The organism is Aeromonas sp. ZOR0002, assembly GCF_963866995.1.
GTDB classification, from domain to species: domain Bacteria; phylum Pseudomonadota; class Gammaproteobacteria; order Enterobacterales; family Aeromonadaceae; genus Aeromonas; species Aeromonas caviae.
In genome coordinates this window covers 23,484-33,590 of the sequence record NZ_CAWMFQ010000133.1, presented here as the reverse complement: position 1 = coordinate 33,590, position 10,107 = coordinate 23,484, and the positions used below count along the sequence as shown (strand labels likewise).

13 protein-coding genes are annotated in these 10,107 nt (G+C 62.4%); 5 read left to right on the top strand and 8 right to left on the bottom strand.

Features of this window, described 5'->3' with window-relative positions; translation table 11 throughout:
- The 3 genes from AACR77_RS07880 to mepA form a co-directional block, all read right to left on the bottom strand.
- Window positions 1-644: TPM domain-containing protein (locus AACR77_RS07880; RefSeq protein WP_042880732.1), on the bottom strand; the 644-nt coding region annotated here is incomplete at its 3' end.
- The gene (locus AACR77_RS07875; protein WP_010675022.1) at window positions 641-1,246 is read right to left on the bottom strand and encodes a LemA family protein; all 606 of its coding nucleotides are present in this window, start codon (window positions 1,244-1,246) and stop codon (window positions 641-643) included. The genes AACR77_RS07875 and AACR77_RS07880, both read right to left, overlap by 4 nt.
- Window positions 1,247-1,288: 42 nt before the next feature.
- Window positions 1,289-2,032: a penicillin-insensitive murein endopeptidase gene (mepA, locus tag AACR77_RS07870; RefSeq protein WP_042880695.1), complete on the bottom strand. Its 744-nt coding sequence runs from the start codon at window positions 2,030-2,032 to the stop codon at window positions 1,289-1,291.
- 174 nt (window positions 2,033-2,206) lie between these two features.
- Here mepA and AACR77_RS07865 point away from each other — a divergent pair, with 174 nt between their 5' ends.
- Together AACR77_RS07865 and AACR77_RS07860 are read left to right on the top strand one after the other, a co-directional pair.
- On the top strand, window positions 2,207-2,749 hold the full coding sequence (locus tag AACR77_RS07865; protein WP_042880693.1) for a hypothetical protein: 543 nt from the start codon (window positions 2,207-2,209) through the stop codon (window positions 2,747-2,749).
- 212 nt (window positions 2,750-2,961) lie between these two features.
- Complete coding sequence (locus AACR77_RS07860) at window positions 2,962-3,240, top strand: RNA recognition motif domain-containing protein (protein WP_029314670.1); 279 nt, start codon at window positions 2,962-2,964, stop codon at window positions 3,238-3,240.
- A gap of 69 nt (window positions 3,241-3,309) precedes the next feature.
- On the opposite strand, the gene AACR77_RS07855 is transcribed toward AACR77_RS07860, so the two are convergent.
- A complete protein-coding gene (locus AACR77_RS07855) occupies window positions 3,310-4,209 on the bottom strand; it encodes an aldo/keto reductase (protein ID WP_042880691.1) in 900 nt (299 codons plus the stop codon).
- Between the two features lie 166 nt (window positions 4,210-4,375).
- On the opposite strand from AACR77_RS07855, the gene AACR77_RS07850 reads away from it, so the two are divergent.
- The 3 genes from AACR77_RS07850 (at window position 4,376) to ltaE (ending at window position 6,669) form a co-directional block, all read left to right on the top strand.
- Window positions 4,376-4,783, top strand: coding sequence for a transcriptional regulator (locus tag AACR77_RS07850; RefSeq protein ID WP_042016637.1), 408 nt, complete (start codon window positions 4,376-4,378; stop codon window positions 4,781-4,783).
- A gap of 75 nt (window positions 4,784-4,858) precedes the next feature.
- Window positions 4,859-5,566: a short-chain dehydrogenase gene (locus AACR77_RS07845; RefSeq protein WP_042880689.1), complete on the top strand. Its 708-nt coding sequence runs from the start codon at window positions 4,859-4,861 to the stop codon at window positions 5,564-5,566.
- Window positions 5,567-5,652: 86 nt separating this feature from the next.
- A complete protein-coding gene (gene ltaE, locus AACR77_RS07840) occupies window positions 5,653-6,669 on the top strand; it encodes a low-specificity L-threonine aldolase (RefSeq protein ID WP_042880688.1) in 1,017 nt (338 codons plus the stop codon).
- 63 nt (window positions 6,670-6,732) lie between these two features.
- Here ltaE and AACR77_RS07835 read toward each other — a convergent pair whose 3' ends face one another.
- The 4 genes from AACR77_RS07835 to AACR77_RS07820 all read right to left on the bottom strand — a co-directional run bounded on the left by AACR77_RS07835 (window position 6,733) and on the right by AACR77_RS07820 (window position 9,994).
- Window positions 6,733-7,164 carry a PAS domain-containing protein gene (locus tag AACR77_RS07835; protein WP_039038700.1) on the bottom strand — a complete coding sequence of 144 codons (432 nt, stop codon included), beginning with the start codon at window positions 7,162-7,164 and terminating at the stop codon, window positions 6,733-6,735.
- Between the two features lie 32 nt (window positions 7,165-7,196).
- Complete coding sequence (locus AACR77_RS07830) at window positions 7,197-8,219, bottom strand: response regulator (protein ID WP_041211557.1); 1,023 nt, start codon at window positions 8,217-8,219, stop codon at window positions 7,197-7,199.
- Between the two features lie 46 nt (window positions 8,220-8,265).
- Window positions 8,266-9,210, bottom strand: a complete 945-nt coding sequence (locus tag AACR77_RS07825; protein WP_039038698.1) for a LysR family transcriptional regulator — start codon at window positions 9,208-9,210, stop codon at window positions 8,266-8,268.
- An 82-nt stretch (window positions 9,211-9,292) separates the two neighbouring features.
- Window positions 9,293-9,994 carry a DUF2982 domain-containing protein gene (locus AACR77_RS07820; protein ID WP_010675011.1) on the bottom strand — a complete coding sequence of 234 codons (702 nt, stop codon included), beginning with the start codon at window positions 9,992-9,994 and terminating at the stop codon, window positions 9,293-9,295.
- Window positions 9,995-10,107: the final 113 nt, after the last annotated feature.

Sequence of the window (10,107 nt, the reverse complement as noted above, 5' to 3'; positions counted from 1 at the left end):
CCGAATCCACCGGCCATGTAGGCGGCCCGGCGACGTCCTCCCGGCCCACCGCCGCCGCCGCCGCCGCGTAGGTTGTGCAGCACGATCATCGCAATCACCACCAGGATGAAGAGCCAGGGACCTCCCTGCTTGTCGGCCTTGCTGGCGTGGTCCACGGGCTGATACTCCCCGGCCAGGGCCTGCATGATGCCCTGGCTGCCGGCGAGGATGCCGGCCACCATGTCACCGCGCTTGAAGGCGGGCAGGATCCGGGTCTGGATGATATTGGCGGCGATGGCGTCGGGCAGGGCACCTTCCAGGCCATAACCCACCTCGATGCGCACCTTGCGCTCGTCCTGGGCGATGATCAGCAGAACGCCGTTGTTCTTGCCTTTTTGGCCGATGCCCCAGTGGCGACCGAGCTGGTAGCCGTACTCTTCGATGGTATCCCCCGCCAGCGTGTCGATGGAGACCACCACCAGCTGGACGCCGCTGCGCTTCTCGAAGACGGCCAGTTGTTGTGCGAGTTGGTGGGCCTGCTTGCGGGACATCAGATTGGCCTCGTCCACCACCCGCCCGGTCAGGGCCGGGAAATCGGGGGCGGCATGCAGTGCCGTGGCACAGAGCAGCAGACAGAGCGCCAGCCAGTGTCTCATCACGTTCATTGGAAGCTGACCTTGGGCGCCTCATCGGCACCGGGTTTGGCGCTGAAGGTGGGTTTGGCTTCCAGATCGGAGTAAAGCAGCTTGGACCAGATGACCCCGGGGAAGGTACGGATCTCGGTATTGAACTGGCGTACTGCCTCGATGTAATCCCGTCTGGCCACCGCGATGCGATTCTCGGTGCCTTCCAGCTGGGCCTGCAGGGTCAGGAACTGCTGATCGGCCTTCAGATCCGGGTAGCGCTCGACCACTACCATCAGCCGGGAGAGGGCGCTGGAGAGCTGCTCCTGCGCCGCCTCGAACGCCTTGAGCTGGGAGGGGTCACTCACCTGCACGCTGCCGACTCGGGCACGGGCATCGGTGACAGCCTTGAGGGTCTCCTGCTCGTGGCTGGCGTACCCCTTGACGGTGGCCACCAGGTTGGGAATGAGATCGGCCCTGCGCTGGTACTGGTTCTCGACCTGTCCCCAGCTCGCCTTGACCTGCTCATCCAGGGTCGGAATGGTGTTCATGCCGCAGCCGGTCAAACCCAGCAGCAGGGTCAGGGTCAGCAGGGCACGGGTACCACGTTGCCAGAGTGAAGTGGCCATCTTGTTGTTCTCCATTGATATTTCTCTCGGAAATAGGTTCACCATAACAGCTTGTGGTCAGCCCTCACAACGCCTGGGTAAGAGGGGGGCGCGGTAGCTCATCGACATCTTGGGCAGCTGGGGTTTGTCCTTGAGCCAGGAGGCCAGCTCCTCCCCACAGCCATTGCCGGGGGGAATGGGAGCCTGGGGCTGGCAGTCCGGACTGTTTGCCGGGCAGCGCAGGCGCACGTGAAAGTGGCTGAAGTGGCCGACCCAGGGGCGCAGCTTGCCGACCCAGGCTTCACCGGGTGCCTGTTTGCACACCTCGGCCTTGATGACGGGGTTGACGAAGATACGCGCCACCTCGGGGCGATCAGCCGCAAGGCGCAGCAGATTGAGCTGCCTTGGGCCGAATCGGCCGGGCAGCATCCGGTAGCTGGGTTCGTCGATCAGCGCCCACTCCCTGGGGGCATCCTGCTCCCAGCGGCTGATGGGTCTGTCAGCCATCCTGAACCAGATGTCGGCATCCAGGCCGGTCTGGTGGCTGCGATGACCTGAGGTAAAAGGCCCCCCGTGCATCATGGCGAGGTCGGCGATATAGAGATCCGGCATGCCGGCCAGTCTGGTCTGGTTGGCCAGATGCTGCAGGTAATGGATGAGGTCGGGGTGACCGTAATAGCGCAGCCGTTTGGTGCGGATCACCTGATAACCAGGGCCTTCGAGGGGCAGGGCCACGGCATTTTTCAGGCAGCCGGCGGAGTAGCCGCCGATGGCCTCGGCATAGAGTGTGCTCGCGGACAAGAGCAGGGCGGTGGCGAACATGGGACTCCCGGGATGGCGCCCAGTGCGGGCTCAGACAGCCCCAAGCATACCAAGAGTGGCGGCTGGCCGTCATCCGTGTCGCGGTGGCGGTTGCATCGCGGCGCGTCGCTCGCGCACAATGCGCGGCAACGCAGCGACGGCAAGGCCGTTCGCATCACAGAAGGAGAAGAGAAGATGAGAGTCAGTGAGCTGGCAGCGCAAGAGAACGTGCGCTGGCTGATGCCCCCGGCCCGGCGGTTTTACGGGGTCATGATCTGCCTGTTGCTGGCGAGTCTCGCCACTGTGGTGGCCGCCCTCTGGCTGGGATATCCCGACATGGGCCTGCTGCCCTGGGTCGGGGTGGTCTTTGGCGGCATCGTGCTGGTGATGATGGTGTTGCCGCGCAACTGGCAGCGCTGGCGTCTGGCGGAGCTTGCCTGGGATGAACGCCATCTCTATCTGCTCAATGGCGGCGAAGACCGGGCGTTGGCCCTGCCCAGAGCCGTGCTGGTGGGCATGGAGCGGGATCGCAAGGTGGGACACGATGGTCAGTGGCTCGATTTCAGCCTGGATCTCGGGCTGGATGAGGTGACCCTGGCGACGGCCACCAGCCTGCTCGGGTTGTCCCGGGAAGGGACTCACGAAGTGGCTCCCGGGGTCTATCGATTCGGGTTCAAACGTGCCTGGCATGGGCGTCGTGCCCTCGGCACATTGCTGGCCGAGCTGCACCCAATCTGACTATTTTCTCGACAATTCATCCCAATGCTCAGATACTGCCTCTGATTCGATTTGATCTTTCCTGCTCCGATAGCCCAAGAGATCAAGGACTTGGGATACGAAGCTGGAAGTGCCATGGCATGATGCCGTGGCTGGTCCGGCAGGGGGGTTGTGCCCTTACTCCCAGGTCGGTGGATGCATAGATAAGGCACCTTGAATCGAGAGTGGATGGCATGAAGATTTACGTAGGTAATCTGTCGTACCGGATGACGGCCGACGAACTGACAACCGTGTTCAGCCAATTTGGGCAGGTAGACAAGGTCGATATCATCATCGACCGCGATACCGGTCAGTCCAAGGGGTTTGGTTTCATTGAAATGCCGGTCAATGGCGAGGCCGAGAAGGCCATCGCCGAGTTGCACGGCACCGAGGTCGGCGGCCGCACCATCACGGTCAATCAGGCCAAACCGAAGACGGATGCACCCCGTGGTCGCCCCCAGCGCCATCGTTGAATCGTCTCGATAACGGAAAACGGCATGGAATCCTCCATGCCGTTTTTGTTTTCAGGGTCTGGTGCAGACTCAGGGAACGTCATAACCCAGAGCGGCCTTGCGGATGCGGAACCACTGCTGGCGAGTGAGCTCAATGGACTCGGCTGCCACGGCGGCGGCGATCCGCTCCCGTTTGCCGGAGCCGATGAGGGGCAACGGCTGACTCGGCAGCATCATCACCCAGGCGTAGACCACCTGCTCCAGACAGTCGGCGCCCACCTCCTGGCGGATCTGCTCGAGTTCCGTCCGCAGCGGGGCATAGTCGGGGGCATGGAACAGCCGCCCGCCGCCAAGGCAGGACCAGGCCATGGGCTTGATGCGCAGTTGCTGGCATTGATCCAGGGCACCATCCAGCGTCCCCTCCTGATGGAGCGGGGAGATCTCCAGCTGGTTGGTGACCAGGGGGAAGGGCAGGCGGGATTGCAGCAGGGCGAACTGATGGGGCGTGAAGTTGGAGACCCCGGCGTGCTTGATCTTGCCTGCCTGCTTGAGGGTGATGAAGGCGTCGGCCACCTCGTCGGCGTTCATCAGGGGGTCGGGGCGATGGATCAGCAACAGATCCAGATGATCGGTGCCGAGCTTTTGCAAGGAGGCTTCGGCACTGGCGACGATGTGTCCCTTGCCGGTGTTGTAATGATTCAGGGCGTGGGCCGGATTGGCGGTGAGGGCGATGCCGCACTTGCTGACGATCTCCATGCGATCGCGCAGGGAGGGCTCCAGGCGCAGGGCATGGCCGAAGGCCTCCTCGCACTGGTAGCCACCGTAGATGTCGGCGTGATCGATGGTGGTGACCCCGAGATCAAGGTGATATTTCATCAGGTCCAGCAGGGCGGCGGGGGAAAGCTGCCACTCCATCAGGCGCCAGTAGCCCATGATGAGACGGGAGAAGGTGGGGCCTTGCTCGTGCAGGGCCAGACGGGATACGGACATGGTGACTCCTCTGGAGATAACAATGCGAAAAGAAAGGGGCAATATCATGTGCCAGCATCTTGGTCTCTTCCGGCGGACAAGGCAATAATGCCCCCTTCGCGAATTCGAACTATGGTTCTGACTCCGACGGGTCAAGATCCCGGTGTCAGTGAGAGGAGAAGGGGTGATGGAAGGGTTTGCCGCCAGGCTGCAAAGCCTGATCGGGGAGGGGAGTGTGAGCGCCTTTGCCCGCAAGGTGGGGTTGAGTGAAGCCCTGATCCGCAAGTATCTGAAAGGGGCCGAGCCCGGCCTTGGCAAGGCGAACCAGATTGCCATGGGGGCCAACTGCTCGCTGGAGTGGCTCGCCACCGGTTGCGGGTATCTCTATCGTCAGGCCGAGGTGGTGGACAGGGACGCGCTGGCGGCGGCGGGGTCGCTGGTGCAGGAGACCCGTCCGGGAAAGCCCATGCCGGACGAGGAGCAACTGGTGACCCTGCTCGCCTATTACCAGTTCCTGCGCAGCCACAAGCAGGCGGACGGTTTTCTGGACCTGGCCCGGGCGCGGGAGTTTGGGCGCCATCTGGCCGAGGCCTGAGCCTGACGGGGGCTCCCGGCAGTCCGCCATTCTTCTGATACCATCTAAGCAGTGATCAAATCCAAGGACACGCAGATGAGCTATCTGATCCTGGGCAGTGGCGGGTTGGGCAGTGCGCTGGCACGGGAGCTGGCCAGACGGGGAGAAGAGTGGTTGCTGGCGGGCAGGCAACTGCCCAGGGGGCTGGATCCCGCCTGCTACTTTCCGCTGCAGGAAGTGGACTCGCTCTCCTTTGAAGCCCTCTTCACCCTCTATGACAGCACCACCCTGCCGACGGTGGTGATCAACACCATAGGCCTGCTCCATGATCTTGCCCACATGCCGGAGCGGCGGGTGGAGGAGGTGACCCCCCAATGGCTCGAAGAGAGTCTGCTGGCCAATGCCTGGCCCCACCTGGCCCTTGGTGCCAATCTGAGCCGGCGCATGATGCCCCAGAGCACGCTCTGGCTCTGCACCCTCTCGGATCGGGCGGGAAGCCTGGAGGAGGTGGGCCAGGAGGCCATGTGCCATTACAGCTACCGCATGAGCAAGGCCGCCCTCAACATGGGATCCCGGATCCTGGCGGGTGAGTGGGCCGGACGTTTTCCCGGCGCCGGTGTCATCACCGTGCATCCCGGCCTCATGAATACCCCCATGCAGCAACCTTTTCTTCAGGAGATGGATCCCGCCCTGCTGCAGGATCCCGCCGAGGTCGCCGTCCGCCTGCTGGATCTGATGGCCACACTGACGCCCGCGCACTCGGGCCGTTTCGTGGATCTGCAGGGTCAGTCGCTGCCTTGGTGAGCCGCCGGGCTCACATTCCCGGTTGCCGTTTCTTGCCAGCCGGGTGTCGGCTGGTTAATGTCATCGTCCTGCATCAGGAGGATGACATGCGCTATATCGATTTACGAAGTGATACCGTGACCCAACCCACGGAAGCCATGCGCCAGAGCATGCTGCATGCCGAGGTGGGAGACGATGTCTATGGGGAAGATCCCAGCATCAATGCGCTGGAGCGCCGCGGCGCCGAAATGCTGGGCAAGGAGGCGGCCCTGTTCGTGCCCTCCGGCACCATGTCCAACCTGCTGGCCATGATGAGTCACTGCCAGCGTGGGGAAGGGGCCGTGCTGGGGGCGGCTTCCCACATTTATCGCTACGAGGCCCAGGGCTCTGCCGTGCTGGGCTCGGTGGCCCTGCAATCCGTCCCCATGCAGGCGGACGGCACCCTGGCCATTGAGGATGTGCGGGGGGCCATCGCTCCCGATGATCCCCATTTCGTCCAGACGCGCCTCGTCTGCCTGGAAAATACCCATAACGGCAAGGTGCTGCCATTGACCTACCTGCGCGCCATGCGCGAATTCGTCGACGAGAAGGGGTTGAAGCTGCACCTGGACGGGGCTCGCCTCTTCAATGCGGTGGTGGCGAGCGGGGAGCCGGTGGCCGCCATCGCGGCGCCTTTTGACAGCATCTCTGTCTGCCTCTCCAAGGGACTGGGGGCGCCGGTGGGTTCCCTGCTGGTGGGATCGGCTGTGTTCATCGCCCGCGCCCGACGGCTGCGCAAGATGCTGGGGGGCGGCATGCGCCAGGGAGGGATCCTGGCCCAGGCCGCCCTGTTCGCGCTGGATCAGCACGTTGCCCGGCTGGCGGATGATCATCGCCGCGCCAGGCGTCTGGCAGAGGGGCTGGCCGCGTTGCCAGGCATCGCACTCAATTTGGGGGAGGTGCAGACCAACATGGTATTCCTGCGCCTGACCCAGGGAGATCCCGTCACCTTGCTGGGTTTCATGAAGGAGCGCGGTATTCTCTTCTCCGGCTACGGGGAACTCAGGCTGGTGACCCACCTGCAGATCACCGACGATGACATCGACGAGGTGATCGACGCCTTCACCGAGTATCTGAGTGGCTGACGCCATTCCCCATCGCAACAACAAGGGCGCCATCGGGCGCCCTTGTTGTCATGGCAGGGGCGGTCATCCCTGGCGCTGGCCGGTGATCAGCATGGCCTCGTCGGTGGCGTCATAGATCATGATGGCCAGATGGGTGACCTCTCCGGCGAAGTCGGCCAGCGGCACCAGGGTCAGGTTCTGGTACATGTAGGGGGCCGATCCCGTGATGGGGCGGTAGTTGGAGAAGCGCAACAGGTAGGGGCGCTGCTCCCAGGTGCTGAAGGCACGGTTGTTGAGCTTGAACACCATGTTGGCCTTGCGCTCGAACCAGGCCTTGTCCACATCGGGAAAGAGCGAGAACAGCCCTTGATCGCGCACCTCGCCTGCCAGCCGGCCGCTGTGACTCTCCATGAAGCCGTTCCACACCTGGATCCGGTACTCCCTGTCGAGCACGACCAGCCCCACGTCCAGATTCTGGACGATGTTCATCAGCCAATGAAATTCCCGAATGTCCATGGTCACTCCTGGTGGTTGCTGCCGCGGGACGGTCACAGCATGTGCATGATCTTGTTGTTCATGGTGGCGATGGAATCTTCGGTAAACAGCAGCAAGAGATCGCACTGCACCGCATAGCCCTGCACCCGATAGTTGATCTCGATGGCCAGAGTGCGGCGCCAGCGGCTCTGGTTGGTCCGAATGAGATCCTGAATGGGCCTGTGCTGGCCCAGCACCACGGGGTGACCCTGGCTAAAAGGGGTGTCGAGCTGGTTGGCGTAGCCGCGCAGGAAGGCGCCGATCAGCACATTGGCGGTGTCCATCAGCAGTTCCAGCTCGGCGCCGTGATCCAGTTCCCCCTGATGGTTCATCAGGCGGGCCAGGTCCTGGAAGCTGGCATCGTGGAACAGTAGCAGGGCCTCCCCGGCGATCCCGGCCCCGATGAAGCCCTGGCAGACCGCAGAGAGCGTCTCCGACTCGGCGGCGGCCGAGAGCGCCATGTGCAGCTCGGAGACCTCCAGCACGTTGACGTTGGGGATGGGGAGCAACACGAAGGCGCCGAGCAGGCGGGCCAGCAGATCCGCCCCCTGGCCCATGGCGACGTTGGCCAGTTCCTGATAGACATCCCGCAGCTCGGGGGTGAACTGGATGCTGCTCTGGGCAGCCTGGTGGCTGGCGACGGGCTGGGGCTGGATGGCCGTCACCTGGGTGGCTGATTGCCACAGACCGTGGCGCTTGAGCAGGGCAAGGAGGGTGTCCGGGGAGGCCGGCTTCTTGATGAAATCGAGGGCGCCAAGAGCCATGACACGCTCATGGGCTTCCGGCTGGATGTCGCCGGAGACCACGATCACCTTGCTGCGCACCCCCTCTCGCTTGAGGGTCTCGAGAACCCCATATCCGTCCATCTCCGGCATGGTGAGATCGAGAAAGATCAGGTCCCCGTGCCCCATCAGGATCTGCTCGACCCCTTCCAGTCCGTCCGCGGCTTGGTGCAAGGTGACACCCCAATCGGCGGGCAGGGCGCGCACCAGCTGTTTGCGCGCGAACCCGGAGTCATCACATATCAATACATTCATAGTGTTAGCCGACCTGTGCAACGAGGATTGCGCTAAGTGTGGGTCATCAGCCGTCAGATGCAACGGGCAGCGGCTGCGCCGGTGAAAATTGATCGTTCTGCTGGCGGGTACGATAGCGCTCGGAGTGCTTCTCGACGAAATCGGCGAACATCTTAACACGCAACGGGGTGAACCGGGGCTGGCAATGGAGCATGTAGAAGGGACGTTTTCCCGACTGCCAGTCAGGCAGGACGGGGACGAGCTGACCATCTTGCAGGAAGGGGTGCACATAGTGCTGCGGGGCGTTGACGATGCCGAGGTGGCGCTGGGCTGCTCGCACGGCGGCCTGGGTCTGGTCGATGCAAAGGCGGGGTGTGCGCTTGATGCAGACCGTCTGTTCGTCCCGCCCGCTCAGTTGCCAGTGCTGGTGGGGCCAGCAGTAGATGAGATCGTGCTCTTCCAGCTGGGTCGGGTGGGAGGGCACACCCATCTTCTCCAGATAGAGGGGGGAGGCGAACAGACCGTACTGGATGTGACCCAGACAGAGGGCGTTGGGCAGGGTCTGGGGAAGCTCGCCGTTGAAAAAGACCAGGTCCCTGTCCTGATCCGCCTGGAGGGCATGATCGTTGGACTGGCGGATGTCGAACTGTACCCCGGGATAGCGCAGGCCGAAGTCCGCCAGCATGTCGACCAGGATGGTGTTGGAGAGGGCGATGGGGGCCGCGAGGCGGATGAGGCCGCTGATGTCCGTCTCCTCACCCCGGATTTCGCCAGTGGCCTGCTCTATCTCTGCCAGGGGGGTACAGAGGCGCTCGTAATAGCGCAGCCCTTCGTCCGTGAGACGCAGCTTGCGGGTGGATCTGTGCAGCAGGCTGCATCCGAGCTGCTCTTCCAGTTGGGAGATACGTCGACTAATGGTGCCGGTCGGCATGCCCAGCGCAGCGGCGGCGTGGGAGAAACCGCCCTCTTGCACCACCTTGACGAACAGATAGAACTCTTCGATGTACTTCATAGCGGTTTTAGGGGGTGTTCTGGCTGTAACAAGCCAGTGACCTTATGAAGAGTCACCGGGCTTGGCAAGCGCAATCCGGCGTTTAATTGATCTGGATTAGATTCGACTCGCGCTGGTATTGCTGGAGCAGATGGACGAAATCTTCCGGGGATCTGTCCAGGCTGTTGTCGGGCACCAGCAGATCGTACCCCAGCAAATCACGCAGCCGTGCCATGCGGTTGCCGAGCATGGCGATCACCCCCTCATAGCGCTGGCCGGAGGGTGAGCAGAAGCGGCTCTCCTCCAGCAGTCCCTCTCCCAGGAGCCCACTGCCGCACCCTCCGGTCGGGCAGTCGGAGCGCTCGCTTCGCATGGCCTGCATCAGCACGGCGCGCTGCTCGGTCAGCAGACGGACGGCGAGCCGGGGTGTGATCAGCGTCAAAAAAGCGTCGTAATCCTTTATTTTCAAACCGATGTAGGGCAGCTCCACCAGATCCCACCCCAAATGGATACGTGGTTGGTCAATTCGCTGAATATTTCTCCATTTCAGGATCCAGCCGCCGTACTTGTGATGGTATTGCAGGCAGTCCTGACACAAAGAGAGACTAAAATGAGGCTCACCCAGTTTCCAAACCCCGACAAGAATTGTCATCAGGCCCGCGAGGAGGAGGGAAATGGCGGGGATTAGTAGTTGTTCACGAAGAAAAAAAAGTATAAAAATCATAGCAATGGTTATCACCATGCCCAACAATACCAGTGTGAGTCCATTTCTTCGTACCATGGGGATCACATGTAGCGTTTTCATATGATTTCGGCCTTTTTTCATCCGTTTGTTATCCGATTATGGGCCGGAACGGATTTTGTACCAGCGTGAATGCTCCTGTCAGGGGGCGCAAGCGACTGGTTCGACCATGAGCT

Coding starts and splice junctions, on each gene's coding strand:
- AACR77_RS07875 (WP_010675022.1), bottom strand. CDS start 1,246: ATGGAGAACAACAAGATGGCCACTTCACTCTGGCAACGTGGTACCCGT.
- mepA (WP_042880695.1), bottom strand. CDS start 2,032: ATGTTCGCCACCGCCCTGCTCTTGTCCGCGAGCACACTCTATGCCGAG.
- AACR77_RS07865 (WP_042880693.1), top strand. CDS start 2,207: ATGAGAGTCAGTGAGCTGGCAGCGCAAGAGAACGTGCGCTGGCTGATG.
- AACR77_RS07860 (WP_029314670.1), top strand. CDS start 2,962: ATGAAGATTTACGTAGGTAATCTGTCGTACCGGATGACGGCCGACGAA.
- AACR77_RS07855 (WP_042880691.1), bottom strand. CDS start 4,209: ATGTCCGTATCCCGTCTGGCCCTGCACGAGCAAGGCCCCACCTTCTCC.
- AACR77_RS07850 (WP_042016637.1), top strand. CDS start 4,376: ATGGAAGGGTTTGCCGCCAGGCTGCAAAGCCTGATCGGGGAGGGGAGT.
- AACR77_RS07845 (WP_042880689.1), top strand. CDS start 4,859: ATGAGCTATCTGATCCTGGGCAGTGGCGGGTTGGGCAGTGCGCTGGCA.
- ltaE (WP_042880688.1), top strand. CDS start 5,653: ATGCGCTATATCGATTTACGAAGTGATACCGTGACCCAACCCACGGAA.
- AACR77_RS07835 (WP_039038700.1), bottom strand. CDS start 7,164: ATGGACATTCGGGAATTTCATTGGCTGATGAACATCGTCCAGAATCTG.
- AACR77_RS07830 (WP_041211557.1), bottom strand. CDS start 8,219: ATGAATGTATTGATATGTGATGACTCCGGGTTCGCGCGCAAACAGCTG.
- AACR77_RS07825 (WP_039038698.1), bottom strand. CDS start 9,210: ATGAAGTACATCGAAGAGTTCTATCTGTTCGTCAAGGTGGTGCAAGAG.
- AACR77_RS07820 (WP_010675011.1), bottom strand. CDS start 9,994: ATGAAAACGCTACATGTGATCCCCATGGTACGAAGAAATGGACTCACA.